26 protein-coding genes and 4 pseudogenes are annotated in these 24,254 nt (G+C 61.2%); 16 read left to right on the top strand and 14 right to left on the bottom strand.

Annotated features, from left to right (window positions below):
• Positions 1-38: 38 nt before the first annotated feature.
• Genes Q7C20_RS16860 through Q7C20_RS16825 form a run of 8 tightly spaced genes read left to right on the top strand, consistent with a single transcriptional unit; the run spans position 39 to position 6,003 of the window.
• Positions 39-794, top strand: a complete 756-nt coding sequence (locus Q7C20_RS16860; RefSeq protein WP_375068868.1) for a heme ABC transporter permease — start codon at positions 39-41, stop codon at positions 792-794.
• Entirely contained in the window at positions 791-967 is a 177-nt protein-coding gene (gene ccmD / locus Q7C20_RS16855) for a heme exporter protein CcmD (protein ID WP_375068866.1), read from the top strand. Before Q7C20_RS16860 ends, ccmD begins: the two co-directional genes overlap by 4 nt.
• Complete coding sequence (gene ccmE / locus Q7C20_RS16850; protein WP_375068865.1) at positions 964-1,419, top strand: cytochrome c maturation protein CcmE; 456 nt, start codon at positions 964-966, stop codon at positions 1,417-1,419. Before ccmD ends, ccmE begins: the two co-directional genes overlap by 4 nt.
• Positions 1,420-1,422: 3 nt before the next feature.
• A complete protein-coding gene (locus Q7C20_RS16845) occupies positions 1,423-3,411 on the top strand; it encodes a heme lyase CcmF/NrfE family subunit (protein WP_375068863.1) in 1,989 nt (662 codons plus the stop codon).
• Complete coding sequence (locus Q7C20_RS16840; protein WP_016978490.1) at positions 3,408-3,944, top strand: DsbE family thiol:disulfide interchange protein; 537 nt, start codon at positions 3,408-3,410, stop codon at positions 3,942-3,944. The genes Q7C20_RS16845 and Q7C20_RS16840 overlap by 4 nt, the downstream gene beginning before the upstream one ends.
• Positions 3,941-4,414: a cytochrome c-type biogenesis protein gene (locus Q7C20_RS16835; protein WP_375068861.1), complete on the top strand. Its 474-nt coding sequence runs from the start codon at positions 3,941-3,943 to the stop codon at positions 4,412-4,414. Before Q7C20_RS16840 ends, Q7C20_RS16835 begins: the two co-directional genes overlap by 4 nt.
• Positions 4,407-5,594, top strand: a complete 1,188-nt coding sequence (ccmI, locus tag Q7C20_RS16830; RefSeq protein ID WP_375068859.1) for a c-type cytochrome biogenesis protein CcmI — start codon at positions 4,407-4,409, stop codon at positions 5,592-5,594. Before Q7C20_RS16835 ends, ccmI begins: the two co-directional genes overlap by 8 nt.
• A 16-nt stretch (positions 5,595-5,610) precedes the next feature.
• Positions 5,611-6,003, top strand: a complete 393-nt coding sequence (locus Q7C20_RS16825) for a hypothetical protein (protein ID WP_348054551.1) — start codon at positions 5,611-5,613, stop codon at positions 6,001-6,003.
• A gap of 175 nt (positions 6,004-6,178) precedes the next feature.
• Here Q7C20_RS16825 and Q7C20_RS16820 read toward each other — a convergent pair whose 3' ends face one another.
• Positions 6,179-6,445 (bottom strand): DUF6124 family protein, encoded by a 267-nt coding sequence (locus Q7C20_RS16820; RefSeq protein WP_375068857.1) that lies wholly within the window; start codon positions 6,443-6,445, stop codon positions 6,179-6,181.
• Between the two features lie 562 nt (positions 6,446-7,007).
• Positions 7,008-7,274, bottom strand: a complete 267-nt coding sequence (locus Q7C20_RS16815; RefSeq protein WP_348054552.1) for a DUF6124 family protein — start codon at positions 7,272-7,274, stop codon at positions 7,008-7,010.
• A 517-nt stretch (positions 7,275-7,791) separates the two neighbouring features.
• Here Q7C20_RS16815 and Q7C20_RS16810 point away from each other — a divergent pair.
• The 3 genes and pseudogenes from Q7C20_RS16810 to Q7C20_RS16800 all read left to right on the top strand — a co-directional run.
• Positions 7,792-7,995, top strand: a pseudogene (locus Q7C20_RS16810) (alpha-D-ribose 1-methylphosphonate 5-triphosphate diphosphatase); the annotation flags it as partial.
• A 32-nt stretch (positions 7,996-8,027) separates the two neighbouring features.
• The gene (gene phnN, locus Q7C20_RS16805; protein ID WP_375068855.1) at positions 8,028-8,600 is read left to right on the top strand and encodes a phosphonate metabolism protein/1,5-bisphosphokinase (PRPP-forming) PhnN; all 573 of its coding nucleotides are present in this window, start codon (positions 8,028-8,030) and stop codon (positions 8,598-8,600) included.
• Positions 8,591-8,671 (top strand): annotated as a pseudogene (locus Q7C20_RS16800) (phosphonate metabolism protein PhnP); the annotation flags it as partial. The gene phnN and the pseudogene Q7C20_RS16800, both read left to right, overlap by 10 nt.
• Positions 8,672-8,707: 36 nt before the next feature.
• On the opposite strand, the gene Q7C20_RS16795 reads toward Q7C20_RS16800, so the two are convergent.
• Complete coding sequence (locus tag Q7C20_RS16795; RefSeq protein ID WP_375068854.1) at positions 8,708-9,394, bottom strand: ArsR/SmtB family transcription factor; 687 nt, start codon at positions 9,392-9,394, stop codon at positions 8,708-8,710.
• Between the two features lie 76 nt (positions 9,395-9,470).
• Between Q7C20_RS16795 and Q7C20_RS16790 the strand changes: the two genes are divergently transcribed.
• The 3 genes from Q7C20_RS16790 to Q7C20_RS16780 all read left to right on the top strand — a co-directional run bounded on the left by Q7C20_RS16790 (position 9,471) and on the right by Q7C20_RS16780 (position 11,300).
• Positions 9,471-10,583: a cytochrome P450 gene (locus tag Q7C20_RS16790; RefSeq protein WP_375068852.1), complete on the top strand. Its 1,113-nt coding sequence runs from the start codon at positions 9,471-9,473 to the stop codon at positions 10,581-10,583.
• Positions 10,584-10,695: 112 nt separating this feature from the next.
• Positions 10,696-10,884 (top strand): type II toxin-antitoxin system HicA family toxin, encoded by a 189-nt coding sequence (locus Q7C20_RS16785; protein WP_348054556.1) that lies wholly within the window; start codon positions 10,696-10,698, stop codon positions 10,882-10,884.
• Between the two features lie 11 nt (positions 10,885-10,895).
• Entirely contained in the window at positions 10,896-11,300 is a 405-nt protein-coding gene (locus Q7C20_RS16780; RefSeq protein WP_375068850.1) for a type II toxin-antitoxin system HicB family antitoxin, read from the top strand.
• A gap of 105 nt (positions 11,301-11,405) precedes the next feature.
• Here the strand turns inward: Q7C20_RS16780 and Q7C20_RS16775 are convergent, their stop codons facing one another.
• Positions 11,406-12,602, bottom strand: coding sequence for an MFS transporter (locus Q7C20_RS16775; RefSeq protein WP_375068848.1), 1,197 nt, complete (start codon positions 12,600-12,602; stop codon positions 11,406-11,408).
• A 178-nt stretch (positions 12,603-12,780) separates the two neighbouring features.
• Between Q7C20_RS16775 and Q7C20_RS16770 the strand changes: the two genes are divergently transcribed.
• Positions 12,781-13,395 (top strand): DUF5666 domain-containing protein, encoded by a 615-nt coding sequence (locus Q7C20_RS16770; protein ID WP_348054559.1) that lies wholly within the window; start codon positions 12,781-12,783, stop codon positions 13,393-13,395.
• Between the two features lie 132 nt (positions 13,396-13,527).
• Here the strand turns inward: Q7C20_RS16770 and Q7C20_RS16765 are convergent, their stop codons facing one another.
• The 8 genes and pseudogenes from Q7C20_RS16765 to gcl all read right to left on the bottom strand — a co-directional run bounded on the left by Q7C20_RS16765 (position 13,528) and on the right by gcl (position 21,724).
• Positions 13,528-14,532 (bottom strand): sulfate ABC transporter substrate-binding protein, encoded by a 1,005-nt coding sequence (locus Q7C20_RS16765; RefSeq protein ID WP_375068846.1) that lies wholly within the window; start codon positions 14,530-14,532, stop codon positions 13,528-13,530.
• A gap of 105 nt (positions 14,533-14,637) precedes the next feature.
• Positions 14,638-15,462 (bottom strand): ion transporter, encoded by an 825-nt coding sequence (locus Q7C20_RS16760; RefSeq protein ID WP_348054561.1) that lies wholly within the window; start codon positions 15,460-15,462, stop codon positions 14,638-14,640.
• Positions 15,463-15,493: 31 nt separating this feature from the next.
• Complete coding sequence (locus tag Q7C20_RS16755; RefSeq protein ID WP_375068844.1) at positions 15,494-16,366, bottom strand: urea transporter; 873 nt, start codon at positions 16,364-16,366, stop codon at positions 15,494-15,496.
• A gap of 130 nt (positions 16,367-16,496) precedes the next feature.
• Positions 16,497-16,595 (bottom strand): annotated as a pseudogene (locus tag Q7C20_RS16750) (hypothetical protein); the annotation flags it as partial.
• A gap of 43 nt (positions 16,596-16,638) precedes the next feature.
• Positions 16,639-17,919 (bottom strand): glycerate kinase, encoded by a 1,281-nt coding sequence (locus Q7C20_RS16745; protein ID WP_375068842.1) that lies wholly within the window; start codon positions 17,917-17,919, stop codon positions 16,639-16,641.
• Positions 17,920-18,089: 170 nt separating this feature from the next.
• Positions 18,090-18,980: a 2-hydroxy-3-oxopropionate reductase gene (locus Q7C20_RS16740; RefSeq protein ID WP_375068841.1), complete on the bottom strand. Its 891-nt coding sequence runs from the start codon at positions 18,978-18,980 to the stop codon at positions 18,090-18,092.
• Between the two features lie 175 nt (positions 18,981-19,155).
• Positions 19,156-19,938, bottom strand: coding sequence for a hydroxypyruvate isomerase (hyi, locus tag Q7C20_RS16735; RefSeq protein ID WP_375068839.1), 783 nt, complete (start codon positions 19,936-19,938; stop codon positions 19,156-19,158).
• Between the two features lie 10 nt (positions 19,939-19,948).
• Entirely contained in the window at positions 19,949-21,724 is a 1,776-nt protein-coding gene (gcl, locus tag Q7C20_RS16730; protein ID WP_375068837.1) for a glyoxylate carboligase, read from the bottom strand.
• A gap of 256 nt (positions 21,725-21,980) precedes the next feature.
• Here gcl and Q7C20_RS16725 point away from each other — a divergent pair, with 256 nt between their 5' ends.
• Complete coding sequence (locus Q7C20_RS16725; RefSeq protein ID WP_375068835.1) at positions 21,981-22,421, top strand: heme-binding protein; 441 nt, start codon at positions 21,981-21,983, stop codon at positions 22,419-22,421.
• Positions 22,422-22,547: 126 nt separating this feature from the next.
• On the opposite strand, the pseudogene Q7C20_RS16720 reads toward Q7C20_RS16725, so the two are convergent.
• A pseudogene (locus tag Q7C20_RS16720) lies at positions 22,548-23,006 on the bottom strand (transposase).
• A 166-nt stretch (positions 23,007-23,172) separates the two neighbouring features.
• Complete coding sequence (locus tag Q7C20_RS16715; RefSeq protein WP_348054569.1) at positions 23,173-23,778, bottom strand: TetR/AcrR family transcriptional regulator; 606 nt, start codon at positions 23,776-23,778, stop codon at positions 23,173-23,175.
• Positions 23,779-24,254: the final 476 nt, after the last annotated feature.

Below are 24,254 nucleotides of genomic sequence, written 5' to 3'. Positions count from 1 at the left end.
GCTTGCCACGACAAGCAGCAACCGTGATGGAAACAGCAATGAACTGGACCTGGTTTCACAAGCTCGGCTCGCCCAAATGGTTTTACGGCATCAGCGGCAAGCTGCTGCCGTGGCTGAGCATCGCCGCTATTTTGCTGATCGGCATCGGCCTGGTCTGGGGCCTGGCCTTCGCGCCGCCGGACTACCAGCAAGGCAACAGCTTTCGCATCATCTATATCCACGTGCCCACCGCGATGCTGGCTCAGTCCTGCTACGTGATGATGGCCGTGTGCGGCGTCGTCGGCCTGGTCTGGAAGATGAAAATCGCCGACGTCGCCCTGCAATGCGCCGCGCCCATTGGCGCGTGGATGACCGCCGTGGCGCTGGTTACCGGCGCCATCTGGGGCAAACCGACCTGGGGTTCGTGGTGGGTGTGGGACGCGCGCCTCACCTCCATGCTGATCCTGCTGTTTTTGTATTTCGGCCTGATCGCCTTGGGCACTGCCATCAGCAACCGCGACAGCGCCGCCAAGGCCTGCGCGGTGCTGGCCATCGTCGGTGTAATCAACATTCCGATCATCAAATACTCGGTGGAGTGGTGGAGCACCCTGCACCAGGGCGCCACCTTTACCCTCACCGAAAAACCGGCGATGCCCGTAGAAATGTGGGCGCCGCTGCTGGTGATGGTGCTGGGGTTCTACTGTTTCTTCGGAGCCGTGCTGCTGATGCGCATGCGCCTTGAAGTGCTCAAGCGCGAAGCCCGCACCAGTTGGGTGAAGGCCCAAGTGCAAGCTTGCCTGGGAGCCCGTGGATGAATTTTGCGTCTTTCAGTGATTTTCTCGCCATGGGCCATCACGGCCTGTATGTGTGGACGGCCTATGGCATCTGCCTGACGGTGCTGGCCGTCAACGTCGCCGCGCCGATCCTGGCCCGCAAGCGTTACCTGCAACAAGAGGCGCGTCGTTTGCGCCGGGAGACCGATAAGTGAATCCGCTGCGTAGAAAGCGTCTGTTGATCATCCTGGCCATTCTGGCCGGTGTGAGTATTGCCGTGGCCCTGGCGATGAGCGCCCTGCGGGAGAACATCAACCTGTTCTACACCCCGACCCAAATTGCCAACGGCGAAGCCCCGGTGGGCACGCGCATCCGTGCTGGCGGCATGGTGGAGAATGGCTCGCTGAAACGCTCTTCCGACTCCCTCGACGTCACCTTCGTCGTGACCGATTTCAGCAAGGCCGTGACCATCACCTATCGCGGCATCCTCCCGGACCTGTTCCGCGAAGGGCAGGGCATCGTTGCGCTGGGCAAGCTCAATGCCGACGGCGTAGTCGTCGCTGACGAAGTGCTGGCCAAGCACGACGAGAAATATATGCCGCCGGAAGTCACCAAGGCGTTGAAAGACAGCGGCCAAATTGCCCCAACCCCAGCCAAGGAGGGCTAAGTCATGACCTCAGCACTGTTTATTCCCGAGCTGGGCCAGTTGGCGATGATCCTCGCCCTGTGCTTTGCCATCGTTCAAGCCGTGGTCCCGTTGCTCGGCGCCTGGCGCGGTGACCGCCTGTGGATGAGCCTGGCGCAGCCGGCTGCCTGGGGCCAGTTTGCGTTTCTGGTGTTCGCATTCGGTTGCCTGACTTACGCCTTTATGACTGACGACTTTTCCGTCGCCTATGTCGCCAATAACTCCAACAGCGCGCTGCCGTGGTACTACAAATTCAGCGCCGTGTGGGGCGCCCACGAAGGCTCGTTGCTGCTGTGGGCCTTGATCCTCGGCGGCTGGACCTTCGCCGTGTCGGTGTTCTCGCGCCAATTGCCGCAAGTGATGCTGGCCCGCGTGCTGGCGGTGATGGGCATGATCAGCATCGGTTTTCTGCTGTTCCTGATCATGACCTCCAACCCGTTCACCCGCATCCTGCCGCAGATCCCGGTGGACGGGCACGACCTCAACCCCTTGCTGCAAGACATCGGCCTGATCGTGCACCCGCCGATGCTCTACATGGGGTACGTCGGTTTCTCGGTGGCGTTTGCCTTCGCCATCGCCGCCTTGCTCGGCGGGCGTCTCGATGCCGCCTGGGCGCGCTGGTCGCGGCCGTGGACCATCGTCGCCTGGGCCTTCCTCGGCATCGGCATCACCCTCGGTTCGTGGTGGGCCTACTACGAACTCGGCTGGGGCGGCTGGTGGTTCTGGGACCCGGTGGAAAACGCCTCGTTCATGCCCTGGCTGGTGGGCACGGCGCTGATTCACTCGCTGGCCGTCACCGAAAAACGCGGCGTGTTCAAAAGCTGGACCGTATTGCTGGCGATTGCGGCGTTTTCCCTCAGCCTGCTCGGCACGTTCCTCGTGCGCTCGGGCGTACTGACTTCAGTGCACGCGTTCGCCTCCGACCCGGAGCGCGGCGTATTTATTCTGATCTTCCTGCTGTTTGTTGTCGGTGGCTCCCTGACCTTGTTCGCGTTGCGCGCGCCGGTGGTCAAGAGCCAGGTCGGCTTCAACCTGTGGTCGCGGGAAACCCTGTTGCTCGGCAATAACCTGGTGCTGGTGGTGGCTGCGTCGATGATCCTGCTCGGCACGCTTTACCCGCTGGCGCTGGATGCCCTCAGCGGCGCCAAGCTGTCCGTCGGCCCGCCGTACTTCAACGCGTTGTTTATCCCGTTGATGGGCCTGTTGATGGTGGTGATGGCGGTCGGCATGCTGGTGCGCTGGAAAGACACCCCGGTGAAATGGCTGGCGGGCATGCTGATGCCGGTGCTGCTCGGCAGCGTGGCCCTGGCGGTGATCGCCGGGTTCGCTTACGGCGATTTCAATTGGGCAGTCCTCGCGACCTTCCTGCTCGCCGCCTGGGTATTGCTGGCCGGCCTGCGCGACATAGTCGACAAGACCCGCCACAAAGGCCTGATCAAAGGCCTGCCAAGCCTGACCCGCAGCTACTGGGGCATGCAAATTGCGCACCTCGGCATCGCCGTGTGCGCCCTCGGCGTGGTGCTGTCCAGCCAGAACAGCGCCGAGCGCGACCTGCGCCTGGCGCCTGGCGAGTCCATGGACCTGGGCGGTTACCACTTCATCTTCGAAGGCGCCAAGCACTTCGAAGGGCCGAACTTCACGTCGGACAAAGGCACCGTACGGGTAGTGCGCAACGGCAAGGAAATTGCCGTGCTGCACCCGGAAAAACGCCTGTACACCGTGCAAAGCTCAATGATGACCGAAGCCGGTATCGACGCCGGTTTCACCCGCGACCTCTATGTGGCGCTGGGTGAACCCTTGGGCGACGGTGCCTGGGCCGTGCGCGTGCATGTGAAACCGTTCGTGCGCTGGATCTGGTTTGGCGGGCTGCTCACAGGCTTTGGTGGTTTGCTCGCCGCGCTGGACCGGCGTTATCGGGTCAAGGTCAAGAGCCGGGTGCGTGAAGCCCTCGGCCTGCAAGGAGCGGCGGTATGAAGCGTTGGTTGATGGTTGTGCCGCTGGCGATGTTTTTGGTGGTGGCGGTGTTCTTGTATCGCGGCTTGTACCTGGACCCGGCCGAGCTGCCCTCGGCAATGATCGGCAAGCCATTCCCGGCGTTCAGCCTGCCGACGGTGCAGGGCGATAAAACCCTGACCCAAGCCGACTTGCTGGGCAAACCGGCACTGGTCAACGTGTGGGGCACCTGGTGCATCTCCTGCCGCGTGGAACACCCGGTGCTGAACAAGCTCGCCGAGAAAGGCGTGGTGATCTACGGCATCAACTACAAGGACGACAACGCCGCCGCGCTGAAATGGCTGGCGGAATTCCACAACCCGTATCAGCTGGATATCCGCGACGAAGACGGCAACCTCGGCCTGAACCTCGGCGTGTACGGCGCCCCGGAAACCTTCTTCATCGACGCCAAGGGCGTGATCCGCGACAAGTACGTCGGCGTGATCGACGAAGTGGTCTGGCGCGAGCAACTGGCCGCCAAATACCAGGCCCTGGTTGACGAGGCCAAACCATGAAGCGTCTGTTAGCCGCTGCGGTGCTGGCGCTGGGTCTGGTCGGTGTGGCCCACGCCGCCATCGATACCTACGAGTTCGCCAAAGAGGGTGACCGTGAACGTTTTCGCGAGTTGACCAAGGAACTGCGCTGCCCCAAATGCCAGAACCAGGACATCGCCGATTCCAACGCGCCCATCGCCGCCGACCTGCGCAAAGAGATCTTCCGCATGCTGGAGGAGGGCAAGGACAACCAGCAGATCATCGACTTCATGGTCGACCGCTACGGTGATTTCGTGCGCTACAAACCGGCCCTCACCGGCAAAACCGCGCTGCTTTGGTTCGGCCCCGCCGGGCTGTTGCTGGCGGGTGTGGTGGTGATGGCCGTGATCGTGCGCCGCCGCCGCGCCGCGCCGACTGATGGTTCCGATGCGCTATCCCCTGACGAGCGCAAACGCCTCGACCAATTGCTGGACACCAAGACTGATGATTGATTTTTGGCTCGCAGCAGGGTTGCTGCTCCTGATTGCCCTGAGTTTCCTGTTGATCCCTGTGTTGCGCGGCCGCCGCGCCCAGCGTGAAGAGGATCGCACCGCGCTGAACGTGGCGCTTTATCAAGAACGCGTCGCCGAGCTGCAAGTTCAGCAGGACGAAGGCGTGCTGAATAATGCGCAACTCGACACCGGCCGCGCCGAGGCCGCGCGCGAATTGCTCGCCGACACCGAAGGTGTGGAAAAGCCCCGCGAGTCGCGTCTGGGCAAGCCATTGCCATTGTTGGCGGCGTTTCTGGTGCCGGTACTGGGCGTTGCGCTTTACCTGCACTACGGCGCCAGCGACAAGGTCGAACTGACCCGCGAATTCTCCCAGCCGCCGGTGTCCATGGAAGACATGACCCGCCGCCTGGAACGCGCCGCCGCCGCGCAGCCGGACTCGCCCGAAGGCCTGTACTTCCTCGGTCGCGCCTACATGGCCCAAGACCGTTCCGCCGATGCGGCGAAAATCTTCGAGCGCACCGTGGCCCTGGCCGGTCGCCAGCCGGAACTGCTCGGCCAGTGGGCGCAGGCGCAGTATTTTGCTGACAACAAACAGTGGTCGCCCAAAGTTCAGGCGCTGACGGACGAGGCGTTGAAGCTGGACCCGAAAGAAGTCACCAGCCTCGGCTTGCTGGGTATCGCCGCTTTTGAAGGGCAGCGTTACCAGGAAGCGATCGACTACTGGAATCGCCTGTTGGCTCAACTGCCACCTGAAGACAATTCCCGCGCCGCGCTGCAAGGCGGCATCGACCGCGCCGCCGAGAAGCTGAAAGAAAGTGGCGGCACCGTCGCGCCTCAAAAATCCGCGATGAAAGTGCGTGTGGACCTGAGCGCTGACGTGAAGGCCAAGGCCTTACCTACCGACAGCGTGTTCATCTTCGCCCGCGCCGTGAACGGCCCACCGGCACCGCTGGCCGCCAAGCGCGTGACCGTCGCCGAGCTGCCGATCACCGTTGAACTGGGCGATGCCGACGCGATGATGCCGCAGTTGAAACTGTCGAACTTCCCCGAAGTCCAACTGGTTGCGCGCATATCCCGGGCAGGTCTTCCGACAGCTGGCGAGTGGATCGGCCGCAGCCAACCGTTGGCCAGCACCACCACTGCCCTGCAGCAGCTGACCATCGACAGTCCGGACAAGTAAATCGAGGAAAACGCCCATGACCGCATTTGCACGCATCACCCTGCTCAGCCTGGTACTCGGCTTGAGCGCCTGTGCGGTCCACCGCCCACCTCCCGGGCCCACCGGCCCGACCATCCCGTCGTCCGGCCCGTCGACCCAGCCAAGCACCAAACCCTCCGGCCCGGTCACGCCACCAAAAGCGCCGCCAAGCTCCTCGCCAACCTTCGCCCCACCACCGGGCGCCGCCAGCCACTGGGACGGAAAAATGCAGGTGTATGTGCTGGAAGAACAGCCCGACACCTTCTATCGCCAGCGCACGTACTACCGCTGGAGCAACGGCTGGAGCCGCTCCATCAGCCCGAACGGGCCGTGGGAAGAAACCAGCGTGCAAGGCGTACCACCGGGCTTGAGCAAGCAATACGCACAATGAAAAAAGGCGACCTGCGGGTCGCCTTTTTCATGGCCTTGAAATATGTTCCCCCAACCACTGACGATCAAATGTGGGAGTGGGCTTGCTCGCGAAGGCGGTGGGTCATTCACTTTTAAGTCGACTGACACACCGCCTTCGCGAGCAAGCCCGCTCCCACAGTAGATCTCCTCAGCCATCAGGCCACAGGACATTCCCGATTCAGCGCTTCATTCACCAACAACTGCGCGATCTCAATCATCTGCACCACCGCCAGCACCTGCTTGCGGCCAGAGCCACCCAGATGCTCGGCGCAGTCGTACGCGCACACAGTCGCCGACTCAAGCATCTCGCTGGCGTTGCTCAAGGCAACTTCAGTACTGAGGCCTGGGCGGACGGTGAAGATTACGTCGGGTGGGGTTTTATCCGAGGGGGAGGAAGGGGGATTGGGCGTGACTTTTTTCATGCAGTAAATCTCCATTCAATTGGAGCTCACCACATCTGCGACCAAGCAGAAGGGTGGCGAGCTGTACGCAGGTTGGTCGACCAGGGAATGGAAACCCGGCAGGGCCTGAGCCCTCCCACGCACAGCTCGCCATAACGCGAACACAATAATGCCGCTTGCGCGGCACTGTGCGCCATTCTAACCCAGGCGACCAAGCCCGATCGCTGATGAGCAGCGACTGCGAGAGGCTAACGATGGGTTATAGCAATCGCAACCGACAGAGGTTGTAGGAAAGGTCCTGAGTTGTCTGAAGCGATACCTATCCCCTGTGGCAAGCCCGAACGGGCCGTGGGAAGAAACCAGCGTGCAAGGCGTACCACCCGGCTTGAGCAAGCAATACGCACAATGAAAAAAGGCGACCTGCGGGTCGCCTTTTTCATGGCCTTGAAATATGTTCCCCCAACCACTGAAGATCAAATGTGGGAGCGGGCTTGCTCGCGAAAGCGGTGGGTCATTCACTTTTAAGTTGACTGACACACCGCCTTCGCGAGCAAGCCCGCTCCCACAGTAGATCACCGTGCTATCAAGCCACAGGACACTCCCGATTCAGCGCTTCATTCACCAATAACTGTGCGATCTCAATCATCTGCACCACCGCCAGCACCTGCTTGCGACCTGAGCCACCCAGATGCTCGGCGCAGTCGTACGCGCACACAGTCGCCGACTCAAGCATCTCGCTGGCATTGCTCAAGGCAACTTCAGTACTGAGGCCTGGGCGGACGGTGAAGATTACGTCGGGTGGGGTTTGATTCGGGGTAGATGGTGGGGGATTGGGCGTGACTTTTTTCATGGTGAAGCTCCTATGAATGAGCACCTCCATCTCGCTACCACACGATGTAAGGAGGCGACTGTACACGGGGTGGTAGACCGGTCATAGAAACCCGGCAGGCCGAAGCCTCCCGTGCACAGCCGCCACAAAGCAGCCCGCACAAAAAAACGCCCTTAAGCGTTTTGGGGATCTATGAAGGAACCGGGCTACCACACCCGTTCGCTGATTTTGCAGCGACCCGCGAAGGTTAGCGGCGAGGTTGACCGGACGCAACCCGAAATCTGTGTAGGGCAGATCCTAACTGCTGAATCCACGCCTCCACCCCTGTGGCAAGGCGGGCTTTTTTGTGGCGAGCGGGCTTGCCCCGCGTTGGGCTGCGCAGCAGCCCCAAAACCTGACGACGCGTCCTGTCTGACTGATCGCGGTGGCCTTGATGGGGCTGCTGCGCAGCCCAACGCGGGGCAAGCCCGCTCGCCACAAAATGGCCAACTCCAATGATTGCCTGAAGCGCGGGCTGTCAGGCACAGGGCATTAACGCGTGCTGGGCGCGCCGAACGTGGTGCGTGGTGGGTCGCACTCGGGTAATGTGGCCGCCGCCGGATTGCTGGATATACTTTCCAGCAACTACTACCCGGCCAGCCTGTCGCAAGCGGCGGGCCTGAATGATCAGGGTGAGATTGCGATTGGGCTGCGTGCGGATTTGGTGCAGGCTTGCCGCTGTGAAGGGCTTCCCGTGGTGTAACACGTCTGGCGACAGGCGAAGAGGGTGTTTTGATGGCTGGCAGGTTGATCTATCTCATCGGGCCTTCCGGTTCGGGCAAGGACAGCCTGCTGGATGCTGCGCGGCCACGTTTGGCCGAGCGCGGTTGCCGGATTGTGCGCCGCGTCATCACCCGCTCGGCGGAGGCGGTGGGCGAGGCGGCGCAAGGCGTGAGCCCGGAACAGTTTGTCGCGATGGAGGCCGAGGGCGCGTTTGCCCTCAGCTGGCATGCCAACGGGTTGGCCTACGGCATCCCGCGCGAAATAGACGACTGGCTGGCGACGGGGGAAGACGTGCTGGTCAACGGCTCCCGCGCGCACCTGGCGCAGACTCGCGAGCGTTATCCGGCCTCGCTGGTGTTGCTGCTGACGGTGGACCAAGCCGTGCTGCGCCAGCGTCTGGTCGCGCGCGGACGTGAATCGTTGGCCGACATCGACGAGCGCCTGGCGCGCAATGCACGCTTTACCGCCGAGATGATTGCCGACAAGGGGTCGGCCTTGTTTGTGCTGGACAACTCCGGCCCACTGGAACACACCGTCGAGCGCCTGCTGTGCTGCCTGAACCACGGGCACTCGACATGCACCTGACCCTGCTCGGCACCGGCGACGCGCGGCAAGTCCCGGTGTGCCCCGCGTGTGCCCTGGCCCGCCGCCATCGCAGGCAAGCCATCTCCCACCTTCTGAGCTTTGTTGTTTCAGGTGTGTATGCCAAAACGGCTCATGAGTGCTTTGCGACCTTTGGGTGTCAGCCCGAGCGCGCGGCTATCCAGGTCCTGGGTCATCCATTCACGGCTGATAACGTTCTGCAGCAATGCAGCACCCAGCGCACCTGCCAGATGCGGGCGGCGCATGCTCCAGTCCAGGCACGAACAGGCAAAGTGCCGTCGCTGCGCGCGCAGTGTGGCCACATCAAGCCCGAGCTCAATCATCACTGTTTCACCCGACGCGCTGAGCTGGTAAGTGCTGTCACCGACCAGCCATCCCGCCGCGACAAAGTGGTCATGCAACTGCACCGCCAGCGTGCCGGCCATGTGGTCGTAGCAGGTGCGCGCAAACTGCAAGCGGCTGGGGGTGTTCGGCACAAAGGCCTTGGCGCTGTTTTGACTGATCACCATGAGACCTTCAATGGCCTGAGCCACCTGCGGGCCGGCGAGGCTGTAGTAACGATGGCGGCCCTGGTTGCGCACTGTAATCAGCCCGTCTTCCTTGAGCCTGGCCAAGTGGGCGCTGGCGGTAGACGCGCTGACCTCGGCGATCACTGCCATTTCGGTGCTGGTGCGCGCATGGCTGTCCATCAGCGCGCAGAGCATTTTCGTGCGCGCCGGCTCCGCGATTGCACCCGCAATGTGCGAGAGGGCGGCGTCGTCATCGTGGCCGTTCATAGTTCGTTCCTGAGCGAAGCGTTTGCGTGTGAGGCCGCCGATAGTACCGGTTCTTGATGAGAACAGGACGTGCTGAATGACTCCGCTGGACGCTGCAACCCATGCTGACCCCTATGCCTATTACGCCGGTTTGCGACGCGCTGACGGGTTGCACTTCGATGCTGACCTGGGCATGTGGCTCGCCAGCCGTGCGCAGACAGTCGAGGCGGTTTTGGCCCATCCCGAGTGTCGCGTGCGACCCCTGCATGAGCCCGTGCCTTGCGCGATTGCGCAGGGCGCGGCAGGTCAGGTGTTTGCGCGCTTGATGCGCATGAACGAGGGGGCCGCGCATCGCTGCCCCAGAGCGGTAATCGAGCCTGCGCTGGCGGCGTTGAATGCTCGGCACGTTGCAGACGCGGTGACGCAACTGAGTGCCGGCATGGGAGGCCTGGATGAGTGGATGTTCAGGTTGCCGGTCTCGGTGGTTGCGCATCTGTTGGGCGTGCCCGATGAGCAGTTGCACAACACCGCTGCACTGACGCGGGATTTCGTCGCTTGCCTGTCGCCGCTGAGCAACGAAAAGCAACTGCGTAACGCTGATTTCGCAGCGTCGCAGTTGCAGCAGATGTTCAGCGGTGTGCTGGAAGAAACGGTGTTGTTCGCAAGGATTCGCAACACTCGTTGGGAGGACGCGCGGGCAGTGAATCCGAACCTGATCGGGCTGTTGTCGCAAACCTGCGAAGCGACGGCAGGCCTGATTGGTAACACACTGGTAATGCTCGCCCGGCGGCCTGAGCTGGTTGAGCGGGTTCAGCGCACGCCGACCCTGGCGACCGCGTTGGTGGCGGAGGTGGCGCGCTACGATTCGCCGGTGCAAAACACCCGCAGGTTTGTGGCGGCGCGTTGCACCGTCGGGGGCCGTATTGTGGAGGCGGGCGATACCATTCTGGTGGTGTTGGCGGCTGCCAACCGGGATCCCGATGCGAACCCTGATCCTGATGATTTCCAGCTTGAGCGCCTGCAACGGCGCGTCTTCAGTTTCGGCTCCGGAAATCATCAGTGCCCAGGCCAGGCGCTGGCTTTGAACCTTGCTGCGCAGGCCATTCTGGAGGTGCTGCGTCGGCAGCCATCGGTGCTCGCCAGTGTTGCCAATTTTGGGTATTGGCCATCACTGAACGGGCGTATCCCGCGCTTTGACGCGGTGCCGTAACGTCAGCTTCCAACATCCGGTAAAACAACCGTCGATCAGGGTGACGCATTCTGTGCTTGAGTAAATATAACTCTAGGGTTACTTTTATTCAGGCCAAGCCAAGGAGGCTGGGGTGCAAAGCAGGTTATTGATAAAGGAATTGCAAGAGGCGGGCTGGGTGCTGGATCGAGTTACCGGCAGTCATCATATTTTCACTCACCGTTACAGCCCGTACACGATCCCGGTGCCGCACCCCAAGAAGGACCTGCCGTTGGGCACCGTTCGAAGCATCAAGAAGCGCGCCGGTTTGTTTGAGTTTTAAGGAGAGTATTCATGCAATACCCAATGTGTATCGAATGGGGCGATGACTTTACCGCCACCGGTATTCAGATCCCTGACATTCCGGGCGCAGTCACCGCCGGGGACAGTTTTGAAGAGGCGTACAACGCCGCCGTGGAAGTGGCGCACATCCTGTTGCAAGAGATCGCGGCAGAAGGTGGGCCGATTCCGATGCCAACATCGGTGGCCAATCACCACGCCCATGAAGACTACGCCGGCATGGGCTGGGGAATGCTGGAGCTGGACATCTCGCCCTATCTGGGCAAGACCGAGAAGGTCAATGTGACCTTGCCTGGTTATGTCATCCAGCGTATCGACCGCTATGTGCGGGAACACAAGGTCAAAAGCCGCTCGTCATTTCTGGCGGACGCGGCGTTGGAGAAGTTGGTGCGCTCGTAACTCGATCCATGTGGGAGCTGGCTTGCCTGCGATAGAATCGCTGCGGTACACCTGAATCACCGAGGTGCCTGCATCGCAGGCAAGCCAGCTCCCACAGTAATGCCTCTAGGCAACTGCCGGTGCTGCCTGGCGCGAAGCACTCAGAAAACGCAGCAACGCGACGAGCGGGAACGCACTGCCTACCAGCATCACGCCCAGCCAGCCGCCATGCTCATACACGCTGCTGGCAATCGCCGAACCGAAGGCACCGCCGATGAAGATGCTGGTCATGTACAGCGCGTTCAGGCGGCTGCGGCTGTTGGCGTCGAGGGCGTAGATGGCGCGTTGGCCGAGGACCATGTTCATTTGCACGCAGAAATCCAGGACCACACCCGTCACCGCCAGGCCGATCACGCTGTACAGCGGGTGCACAAAGGCTGGTAGAAAGCTCAACGCGGCAAACAGCATCGCCAGTAGCGAAGCGCGGTGCGTGTGGCCCGCATCGGCGAGGCGGCCAGCGATGGGCGCGGCAATGGCGCCCAGGGCTCCGACGAGGGCAAACAGCGCGATCTGGCTTTGGCTCAGGCCGTGGTTACGCGCCAGTTCCAGCGGGGCGGCGGTCCAGAACAGGCTGAAGGTGGCGAACATGCAGCCCTGATAGAACGCGCGCTGGCGCAGTATCGGTTGCTTGCGCAGCAAGGTGCCGAGGGACCGCAGCAACTGGCCGTAGCTGGCGCTGTGGTCAGGCTGACGCTTGGGGATGGTCAGCAGCAGGACCACGCTGATAAACGCCATCAGCGCGGCGGCGGCCATAAACATCGCGCGCCAGCCGAAGTGGTCGGCCACCACGCTGGACACCGGCCGTGCCAGCAGGATGCCCAGCAGCAGGCCACCCATGATGCTGCCGACCACGCGGCCACGGGATTCGGCCGGCGCCAGGTGCGCGGCCAACGGGATCAGGATTTGTACCGACACCGAACTGAAACCGATCAGCAACGACACCAGCAGAAACAGGTTTGGCTGCTCGGTAAACGCCGCGCCCAGCAGGCTGGCGATGGCCACCACGGTGGTGGTGATCATCAGCTTGCGGTTTTCCAGCAGGTCGCCCAGCGGCACCAGGAAAAACAGCCCGAGGGCATAACCGATCTGGGTCAGCGACACGATCAGGCTGGCCATCGCTGGTGTGAGGCCGATGTCCGGCGCGATCAGTTCGATGATCGGCTGGGCGTAATAGATGTTGGCCACAATAGCGCCGCAACAGAACGCAAACAGCATCACCATGCCTCGGGTCATGGTACTCGTAGCGGGTGGGATAGCATTCATGGCGTTCTCGTTAAAGCGAAGGAAGATGGCGAGGCAGAGTAATGACAATGCCGTGGCCGGAGTAGAGCGTTGGCGGTGATATCACTCATGCCGAAAATTAATGACTGAATCGTTAACGTTCGGGTCGAACGGCAATGATACATTCAGCCACAACTGCCGAAACAGGAAATCCACTTTCATGAAAATTTCGCTGAACAAGATGATCCTGGCTTCAACCCTCGCCGCCGCCATGGCAATAGGCTTGGCCAATGCCGCTGAAGCCCCGCGTGTGGGCGTGCGCGGCGCCATCACGGCGGTCGACGGCGATGCGATCCACGTCAAGGTCAACAGTGGCGAAGACGTCACCGTGCACCTGACCAAAGACACCCAGGTGCGCGCCGTTACGCTGGCCAAGATCGATGAGATCAAGCCCGGCAGCTACATCGGCTCCGCGGCGATGCCGAATGCTGATGGCACCCTGACTGCGCTGGAAGTCCACGTGTTCCCACCGGCCATGGCCGGCACGGGCGACGGGCACCGCGCGTTTGACCTCAAGGAAGGCAGCAGCATGACCAACGGCACCGTCGGCGACCTGGTGGTCAGCAACGGGCGCACCTTGACCGTCAAGTACAAGGGCGGCGAGCAGAAGATCGTTGTGCCGGATGATGTGCCGATCGTGAACCTGGAGCCAGGCGATCGCAGCCTGCTCAAGGTTGGGACGAAAGTGGTGTTGTTCGCGGCGCAGGCAGCGGATGGGACGGTGACGGCCCAGGCGATCTCGGCCGGCAAGGATGGCGTAACACCGCCAATGTAACTGCTGAACACAAATACAAATGTGGGAGCGGGCTTGCTCGCGAAAGCGGAGTGTCAGTCACTGAATCAATCGACTGAACCACCGCTTTCGCGAGCAAGCCCGCTCCCACATTTTTTTACCGCGTTTGTTCAGTTACTGCCCGCTGTAGATTTGGTCAAACACACCGCCATCATTGAAGTGGGTTTTCTGCACGGTGCGCCAGTCCCCAAAGGTCTTCTCTACCGACAGAAAGTCGACTTTCGGGAAGCGGTCGGTGTATTTGGCCAACACCTTCGGGTCACGTGGACGCAGGTAGTTGTTGGCCGCAATTTCCTGACCTTCCGGCGACCACAGGTACTTCAGGTAATCCTCGGCAGCCGCTCGGGTGCCTTTCTTCTCGACTACCTTGTCCACCACCGACACCGGCGGCTCAGCTTCAGCCGAGACGCTTGGGTAGATCACTTCGAACTGATCACGGCCGAATTCACGGGCGATCATTTCCGCTTCGTTTTCAAAGGTCACCAGCACGTCGCCAATCTGGTTAGTCATGAAAGTGGTTGTTGCGGCGCGGCCACCGGTGTCCAGCACTGGCGCTTGTTTGAACAGTTTGCCGACAAACGCCTTGGCCTTGTCTTCATCACCGCCATTCTTGAGCACATAACCCCAGGCCGACAGGTAGGTGTAGCGGCCGTTACCCGAGGTTTTCGGGTTGGGCACAATCACTTGCACGCCGTCTTTGAGCAGGTCCGGCCAGTCTTTCAGGGCCTTGGGGTTGCCCTTGCGCACGATAAACACAGTGGCTGAGGTGAACGGCGCGCTGTTGTTCGGCAGGCGAGTGACCCAATTCTCGGGCACCAGTTTGCCGTTGTCTGCCAGAGCATTGATGTCGGTGGCCATGTTCATGGTGATCACGTCAGCCGGCAGGCCGTCGATCACCGAGCGCGCTTGTTTGCTGGAGCCGCCGAAAGACATCTGCAAGGTCAGCTTGTCGTCCGGGTGCTCGGCCTCCCAATGCTTCTGGAAGGCGGCGTTGTAGTCCTTGTAGAAATCGCGCATCACGTCGTAGGAGACGTTGAGCAGAGTGACCGGTGCGGCGTGGGCTGCACCGGCCAGGGCCAGGCCGGCGGCCAGGAGAGAGGCGCTAACGAGTTTTTTCACTGCTCATTCCTTGATATTCGAGAAGGTGATCGGTTAAGTGGGGGCAATTTGCCAGCGACTATAGCGGGCACTGAATAGACGCTTAAAGATTAAAACGCTCTGTGCTTATTCCAGTTTATGGAAAAGATTATTGCCACAACGCGAGCAAAACGCCGCGTTGGGTTCATGGTTGTTCTTCTTGCACACCGGGCAGTCGTGCTGCAATTGTTCACCGCGCATGGCGCTCGCCAATTCGGCGGTGAAAATCCCGGTGGGCACGGCGATGATCGAGTAACCGGTGATCATCACCAGTGACGAAATCACCTGGCCCAGCGGCGTCTTCGGCACGATGTCGCCGAAGCCCACGGTGGTCAGGGTCACGATGGCCCAGTAGATGCCCTTGGGAATACTGGTAAAGCCGTGCTCCGGACCTTCGATCACGTACATCAAGGTGCCAAACACCGTCACCAGCGTGCACACGCTGACCAGGAACACCACGATCTTCTGTTTGCTGCCGCGCAACGCGGCCATCAGGTAGTTGGCTTGCTTGAGGTACGGGCTGAGCTTGAGCACGCGGAAAATCCGCAGCATGCGGATGATGCGGATAATCAGCAGGTACTGCGCGTCGCTGTAATACAGGGCGAGAATGCCGGGCACGATCGCCAACAAGTCCACCAACCCATAAAAGCTGAAGGCATATCGCAACGGCTTGGGCGAGCAATACAGCCGCAAGCCGTACTCGATGGCAAAGATCAGCGTGAAGCCCCACTCGATATAGGCCAGCAGGTTCGCGTAGTTCTGGTGGATCTGGTCGATGCTGTCGAGCATCACGATCACAATGCTGGCGAGGATGATCAGCAACAAAATGCCGTCGAAGCGCCGCCCGGCCGCCGTATCGCTCTGAAATACCATGACGTAGAGTCGCTGACGCCAGTCGTTGTTGCTGTCCATAAAACCCGCCCGAATCGAATGTCGAGAGAGCCTAGGGGGATTCGAACCGGCTGTCCACGCGGGCTTTGAACATCCGCCCGCTGGCGCGCACCAGCCAGCAGGCGAGGATAAACGGCGCGGTCAGCGCGGGCAGGTGCAAGGCGGCAAAACCGGGGGTGAGGATGATCGCCAGCGGGATGCCGAGCAGGGGCAGCCACGGCTGGCGACGTGACTGGCTCAATGCCAAAGCCGCCAGCGCCGGGTTATAGCTGTGCAGGCCGAGGAGGGCGCTGGCGGGCTCGTCCAGCAACAGGGCAACGAGCACGCCAGCGCTGGCGCCGATCAAGGCCCATAAGGCGGCGCGACGGTTGGCGAGCAGCAGGCCCAAGGCAATCAAGGCGCCCGCCACGGGCTGGTCCATCAGCATGATTTGCGCGAGGCCGGTAAAAGGCGCCGTGAGGAGCGACAGCGTATCGGTTTCGGTCAGGACAAAAGCGCTCTCGGGCACAGTCCCCATCAGTAACCAGCCGAGGCCCACGAAAGGCGCGGTGTAGGCGGGCAAGTCATCGGGCTGGGCGGCGTGTTTCAACCATTGGCGCGTGAGGATCGCACTCAGGCCGCCGCACGCGAGAGTCAGCGGCGGCAACAGCGCCGACCAGGCGAAGTGCTGGCTGATCAACAGGCCCAGCAGCACGCCGTTGTAGCTGTAAAGCCCGGCCTGGCGCTCGGCCTTGGGATAACCCCGGCGCTGTGCCGTGAGCAAACCCGCGACGCCACCCAGCAGCGCGCCGCCGAGCAAAGCCTTGGCGCCCGTCAGGATGGCCAGCAGGCACAGCAGGCCACACAGTGGATGGCGCTGCAGGAAAATTTGGCTGAAGCCGTTGAGCAGGGCTTCGGCCCAGTCGGGGCAAGTTGGATTATGCATTTGGGTAAGTCAGGTAGACCGAGTTGCCCCCTTCGCGAGTAAGCCCGCTCCCACTTTCGACCGCGTTTTAACTCATTGAACGCGGTCGAATGTGGGAGCGGGCTTGCTCGCGAAGAGGCCCTTACAGGCGCTAAATCAACGTCTCGATAAGAAGCGAGTTCGTGGACCCCGGCTGCCCAAATGGCACCCCCGCCGTAATCTCCAACGTATCCCCGCGCTGCGCCATGCCGTCGGTGGCCGGGCCGAGGGTGGCGAGTATTTTGACTTTCTTGTCAGGCGTCATGGGGGGTGTTCTCAAGGATCAGAATGGCGCGCAAGTCGTTGACGTTGGTGCGCGTCGGCTCGGTGACGATCAGCCCGTCGAGGGCGGCGAAGTAGCCATAGCCATTGTTGTTGTCGAGCTCATCACTAGCCGACAGGCCCAGGGCTTCGGCGCGGGCGTAACTGCACGGGGTCATGATTGCGCCGGCGTTGTCTTCGGAACCGTCGATGCCGTCGGTGTCACCGGCCAGCGCGTATACGCCGGGCAGGCCCTTGAGGCTGTCGGTGAGGCTGAGCAGGAACTCGGCGTTGCGCCCGCCACGGCCATTGCCGCGCACGGTCACGGTGGTTTCGCCACCGGAGAGGATCACGCACGGCGCCGCTAGCGGCTGGCCGTGTTGCACGATTTGCCGCGCGATACCGGCGTGGACTTTGGCGACGTCCCGCGCTTCGCCTTCGAGGTCGCCGAGGATCAGCGGGCTGAACCCGGCCTGGCGCACTTTCACCGCCACGGCTTCGAGGGATTGCTGCGGGCGGGCGATTAATTGGAAGTGGCTGCGGGCGAGGATCGGGTCGCCGGGTTTGACGGTTTCCGAGGCCGGGTTCTGCAACCAACTGCGCACCGAGGCGGGGGCGTCGATGTTGTAACGCTTGAGGATCGCCAGCGCTTGTTGCGAAGTGCTCGGGTCGCCGACGGTGGGGCCGGAGGCAATCACTGTGGCCAGGTCGCCCGGCACGTCGGAAATGGCGTAGGTGTAGACGGTGGCAGGCCACGCCGCTTTCGCCAGTCGGCCGCCCTTGATGGCCGAGAGGTGCTTGCGCACGCAGTTCATCTCGCCAATGGTCGCGCCGGATTTGAGCAGGGCTTTGTTGAGGGTTTGTTTGTCGGCCAGGGTGATGCCTTCGGCGGGCAGGGCCAATAAGGCTGAGCCGCCGCCGGAGAGCAGGAAAATCACGCGGTCGTCTTCGCCCAGGTTGCTGATCAGCTCAAGCACGCGCTTGGCCACGGCGAGGCCTGCGGCGTCGGGCACCGGGTGGGCGGCTTCGACCACTTCGATTTTCTTGCACGGCGCGCCGTGGCCGTAGCGCGTGACCACCAGGCCGCTGACTTCGCCCTGCCAGCAGTTTTCCACGACCAGTGCCATGGCGGCCGCGGCTTTGCCCGCGCCGATGACGATCACGCGGCCGCTGCGGTCGGCGGGCAGATAGGGTTTGAGGACAAGCCGGGGGTGGGCGGCATCGATGGCAGTGGCAAACAGCTCGCGAAGCAGGTGTTGCGGATCGACCGACATAAGCGGGCTCCCGGGGGGTTCTTGTTATTAGATTTGAAGCTTGGAATGGTGACCAAAATGTGGGAGCTGGCTTGCCTGCGATAGCGGTCTTCCAGTCAGACATTTATGTCCAGATACACCGCTATCGCAGGCAAGCCAGCTCCCACACTGGCCGGCATTTCAAATCTGGATTACTTATCGCGAATCGAAAAATTCGCCATATGCTCCAGGCCCTTGATCAGCGCCGAGTGGTCCCAGTTGCCGCCGCCAAGCGCGGCGCAGGTGCTGAACACTTGCTGCGTACCGGCGGTGTTCGGTAGGTTGATCCCCAACTCCTTTGCCCCGGCCAGCGCCAGGTTCAAGTCCTTCTGGTGCAGGCTGATGCGGAAGCCCGGATCAAAGGTGCCCATGATCATGCGCTCGCCGTGCACTTCCAGAATCTTTGACGATGCAAAGCCACCCATCAGCGCTTCACGCACCTTGGCCGGGTCGGCGCCGTTTTTCGAGGCGAACAACAGCGCTTCGGCCACCGCCTGGATATTCAGCGCGACGATGATCTGGTTGGCGACCTTGGCGGTCTGGCCATCGCCATTGCCGCCCACCAGGGTGATGTTCTTGCCCATGCTCTGGAACAGCGGCAGGGCGCGCTCAAAGGTTTGCGGCTCGCCACCGATCATGATGCTCAAGCTGCCCGCCTTGGCACCGACTTCACCACCGGACACGGGCGCGTCGAGGTACTGCGCGCCGGCCTCGTTGATCTTCGCGGCGAAGGCTTTGGTGGCGGTGGGGGAGATCGAGCTCATGTCGATCACGACCTTGTTCGGCGACAGGCCGGCGGCCACGCCGTCAGCGCGGAACAGCACGTCTTCGACCTGCGGGGTGTCCGGCACCATCACGATGATGAACTCGGCTTCCTGCGCCACGTGTTGCGGGTTGGCCAGGGCCACTGCACCTGCGTCGATCAGGGCCTGCGGGGCCTTGCCGTGGTGTTCGGAAAGGAACAGTTGGTGACCTGCTTTTTGCAGGTTCAAAGCCATGGGTTCGCCCATGATGCCGGTGCCGATAAAGCCGATTTTAGCCATGATTAAAATCCTCTTTTTATTAGGTATGCAGGCCTGCCTCAGCCTGCCAAGACACAGGAGATCCAAATGTGGGAGGGGGCTTGCTCCCGATAGCGGTGTATCAGTCGACACAGATGTTGAATGACAGACCATCGGGAGCAAGCCCCCTCCCACATTGGGTTTTGTGTTGTGTCTGTTAGATCGCGTTGTGGGTTTTGAGCCAGCCGAGCCCGGCTTGCGTGGTGGTCAACGGCTTGTATTCACAGCCGACCCAACCCGCATACCCAATGCGGTCCAGATGTTCGAACAGGAAGCGATAGTTAATCTCGCCAGTGCCCGGCTCGTTGCGCCCCGGGTTGTCCGCCAGCTGGATGTGATTGATTTCACCCAGGTGCGCGGCCATGGTGCGGGCCAGGTCGCCTTCCATGATTTGCATGTGGTAAATGTCGTATTGCAGGAACAGGTTGGCGCTGCCCACCTGCTCGCGAATCGACAAAGCCTGTGCGGTGTTGTTCAGGTAGAAACCCGGGATATCGCGGGTGTTGATCATCTCCATCACCAGCTTGATGCCCGCCGCCTGCAACTTCTCGGCGGCGTACTTGAGGTTGGCGACGAAGGTTTTTTCCACGGTTTCGTCATCCACGCCGGCGGGACGAATCCCCGCCAGGCAGTTGATCTGGGTGTTGCCCAGCACCTGGGCATAGGCGATGGCCAGCTTGACCCCGGCGCGGAATTCCTCGACCCGGTCGGGGTGGCACGCCAGGCCGCGCTCGCCCTTGGCCCAGTCACCGGCCGGCAGGTTGAACAGCACTTGGGTCAGCCCGTTGGCGTCCAGCTGTGCCTTGATGTCGGCGGAGCTGAATTCGTACGGGAACAGATATTCCACACCCTGGAAGCCCGCATCGGCGGCCGCTTTAAAGCGGGCAAGGAAATCCTGTTCGGTGAACAGCATGGACAGGTTGGCAGCGAAGCGCGGCATAGGGTTCTCCTTAATCGAGCAGGGAAATGGCAGTCGGTGCATCGTTGCCGACCAGTGCCAGATCTTCGAATTCGTTGACGGCGTTGATCTCGGTGCCCATGGAAATATTGGTCACGCGCTCCAGAATAATCTCAACGATCACGGGAACCTTGAATTCTTCGATCATCTCCTGCGCCTTGCGCAACGCCGGCTGGATCTGGTTCGGTTCGAACACGCGCAGGGCCTTGCAACCCAGGCCTTCGGCGACCGCGACGTGGTCCACGCCATAGCCGTTCAGCTCCGGCGCGTTGAGGTTGTCGAAGGACAACTGCACGCAGTAATCCATTTCAAAACCGCGCTGGGCCTGGCGGATCAATCCCAGGTAGGAGTTGTTCACCACCACGTGGATGTACGGCAGCTTGAACTGCGCGCCCACCGCCAGTTCTTCGATCATGAACTGGAAGTCGTAGTCGCCGGACAGCGCCACCACTTTGCGCGTCGGGTCAGCCTTGACCACGCCGAGTGCTGCCGGAATGGTCCAGCCCAAGGGGCCCGCCTGCCCGCAGTTGATCCAATGGCGTGGCTTGTACACGTGCAGGAATTGCGCGCCGGCAATCTGCGACAGGCCGATGGTGCTGACGTAGCAGGTGTCTTTGCCGAACACCTGGTTCATCTCTTCGTAAACACGCTGCGGCTTGACCGGCACGTTGTCGAAGTGGGTCTTGCGGTGCAGGGTGGCCTTGCGCTGCTGGCAGTCATTGAGCCAGGCGCTGCGGTCCTTGAGCTTGCCGGCGGCTTTCCACTCGCGGGCCACTTCTATGAACATCGTCAGTGCTGAACCGGCGTCGGAGACGATGCCCAGGTCCGGCGTGAACACGCGGCCAATCTGCGTCGGCTCGATGTCGACGTGGATGAATTTTCGGCCTTCGGTGTACACCTCCACCGAACCCGTGTGGCGGTTGGCCCAACGGTTGCCGATGCCCAGCACCACGTCTGACTTGAGCAGCGTCGCGTTGCCATAACGGTGGGAGGTTTGCAGGCCAACCATGCCGACCATTTGCGGATGATCGTCGGGGATCGTGCCCCAACCCATCAGGGTCGGGATCACCGGAATACCGGTCAGTTCGGCGAATTCCACCAGCAGTTCACTGGCGTCGGCGTTGATCACGCCGCCACCGCTTACCAGCAGGGGGCGTTCGGCCTGATCCAGCAGCGTCAGGGCTTTTTCAACCTGGATGCGGGTGGCCAAGGGCTTGGCCAGCGGCAGCGGCTGGTAGGCGTCGATGTCGAATTCGATCTCGGCCATCTGCACGTCGAACGGCAGGTCGATCAGCACCGGGCCAGGGCGGCCGGAGCGCATTTCATAGAAGGCTTTCTGGAACGCATAGGGCACTTGGCCGGGCTCCATCACCATGGTCGCCCACTTGGTCACCGGCTTGACGATGCTGGTGATGTCGACGGCCTGGAAGTCTTCCTTGTGCATCCGTGCACGCGGCGCCTGGCCGGTGATGCACAGAATCGGGATCGAGTCGGCCCAGGCGCTGTACAGCCCGGTGACCATGTCGGTGCCCGCCGGGCCCGAAGTGCCGATGCACACGCCGATATTGCCGGCCTTGGTGCGGGTGTAGCCCTCGGCCATGTGCGAGGCGCCTTCAACGTGGCGAGCAAGGACGTGATCGATGCCACCGACCTTCTGCAAGGCCGAATACAGCGGGTTGATCGCGGCGCCCGGGATACCGAAGGCGGTGTCGACCCCTTCACGGCGCATCACCAGGACTGCGGCTTCGATTGCTCTCATTTTGCTCATAGTTTTGTTGCCCCTTGCGTTTTGTAATTGTATACAAGTGGTGTCTGGTCAAAGTGTATTCACGGTGAGCTGCGCAGGTCAATCCATTTTATTCGTGGGCCTTTGCGTTCGCCGGAAGCACTTTTTTCGACGTATGGGGCTTTTGTCCGAAAATATTGTATACAAAAGCATTTGTTATTGTGTTCTATTTGTTTGGTCGAACATCTGATCCTGCAGACCTCAACCGCTTTACCCATAACAAGATAAGGACGGCACCATGAGCGCTTTAACCTTGAAACTCGCGACCCAACTGGCCAGCCAGGCTCTCAGCGCAGGGCGCACGGTTTCGGCCGCGCCGCTGACCATCGCCGTGCTCGACAGCGGCGGCCACCTGATCACCTTGCAACGCGAAGACGGCGCCAGCCTGCTGCGCCCACAAATCGCCATCGGCAAGGCCTGGGGCGCGATTGCCCTGGGCAAAGGCTCGCGTTTGCTGGCACTGGACGCTCAACAGCGCCCGGCGTTTATCGCCGCATTGAACAGCCTGGGGCAGGGCAGCGTCGTGCCGGCACCGGGGGGTGTGTTGATTCGCAATGGTGAGGGCGCGGTGCTGGGAGCAATCGGGATCAGCGGGGATACCTCGGATATTGATGAGCAGTGTGCGATTACGGCGATTGAGGGGGTTGGATTGTTGGCGGATGCGGGGGTGTCTGCTTGATGTGAGGTGACTGTACTAGCCTCTTCGCGAGCAAGCCCGCTCCCACATTTGATCGCGTTTCAACTTTGGAATGCAGTCAAATGTGGGAGCGGGCTTGCTCGCGAAGGCGGCAACTCGGTTTCAGCTCTAAACCCAAACCGCATCCCACAACGGATAGTCGCCAATCCGCTCGACAAGACCGGCCCGCAATGGATTGGCCACCACATACCTGGCCATCTTCACCAAGTCCTCCTCCTCGCGCAGCGCGCGGTCATGAAAACTGGTTTGCCATAACCGGCCCTTGCGGCCAGTGGCCCCATTCACTGTTCGAGTGCTTTTGGATTTCACCTGGCACATCAAATCCCCCAGCGAACCCTTTTGCAGTTCAATCAACCAGTGGAAATGGTCTGGCATCACTACCCAGGCCAGTGAGTTCGCCAGCCCCTGATACTGAGCAAGTCGCAATTGCCAGACCACCAGGCGGCCCAGATGAAAGTCATTGAATAATGGAACACGCTAATGGGTGTTGGTGGTGATCAGGTAGGTGCGGCTCGGCTCACTGAATCGCCCGATGCGCAGGCGGTGTGATGTGGCTAAATCAGTCATTCCATGGCCTCTGTTCAGATGGGGTTCTGAGAGGCTAGATCTCTGTGGCTGATGCTGATCGGCAGGCTTTTGGCAGGATGTGTCTGGGCGGGCGCTTTCGCGAGCAAGCCCGCTCCCACATGGGTTCTGCGGTGTTCATACAATGTGTGTCTGGCACCGCGGTCGATCAGTCCGGCTCACACCCCTTCAACACCAACCGAATAATCGTCGCCGCCGCCGCTTCATAATCCGCCTCATCCAGCTTGGCCTTGCCGGTCACTGCTGAAATCTGCCAGTCAAAATCCGCATAGGTCTGCGTCGCCGCCCAGATGCTGAACATCAGATGGTTAGGGTCAATCGCCGCGATCAACCCGCGATCTACCCAGCTTTGGATGCAGTCGATGTTGTGCTTGGCCTGGGCATTCAACTGTTCAACTTGCTCGGCAGTCAGGTGCGGCGCGCCGTGCATGATTTCGCTGGCGAACACTTTGGAGGCAAACGGCAGGTCGCGGGAAATACGGATTTTCGAGCGGATGTAGTTGCTCAACACTTCCTTGGGCTCGCCCTGGGGGTTGAACGGCGTGGAAGCGGCCAGAATCGGCTCGATAATACTTTCGAGCACCTCGCGGTAGAGGTTGTCCTTGGACTTGAAGTAGTAATAAACGTTGGGCTTGGGCAGCCCGGCCTTGGCGGCGATGTCGCTGGTTTTGGTCGCGGCGAAGCCCTTGTCGGCGAACTCCTCGCTTGCCGCCCGCAGGATCAGTTGTTTGTTGCGCTCGCGAATGGTGCTCATAAACCAGGAACTTCCTTGCCATGACAGGCGGTCGGGCATGTTAGCACCGGCTTGGCGCAGCGCTCAAGAATACGGGCGCAGCCCTTGTATCACGGGCGTTACACTGACATTTTCTGTCTTGATGCTGAATGCGATCACAGTTGTACAGGCCGGCCTTCAAGTCGCGCACCCTCTTGCTGATGCTTCCGAGGATTCAAATGTGGGAGCTGGCTTGCTCGCGAAGGCTATAAGTCAGGCGGCAGAGGGTTAGGGCCGGAGTACATATCCGTTATCTGAGTGAAGGCTGATATTGGTTCCGCTCTTACAGCCAGCCCTTTCAAGGTCTTTGGAAATCTGTCTGGTAGGGCGAACACGATCCCTGTGGCGAGCGGGCTTGCCCCGCGTTGGGTTGCGAAGCGACCCCAAAACCAGCGGCCGAGGAGTATCTGACTCACCGCATTCTTCCTTTTTAGGGTCGCTTCGCAACCCAACGCGGG

This window comes from Pseudomonas sp. AMR01 (genome assembly GCF_041946035.1).
Taxonomy (GTDB): Bacteria; Pseudomonadota; Gammaproteobacteria; order Pseudomonadales; family Pseudomonadaceae; genus Aquipseudomonas; species Aquipseudomonas antarctica_B.
The sequence above is the reverse complement of the archived record's forward strand: the minus strand, read 5'-3'. Positions and strand labels throughout refer to the sequence as shown.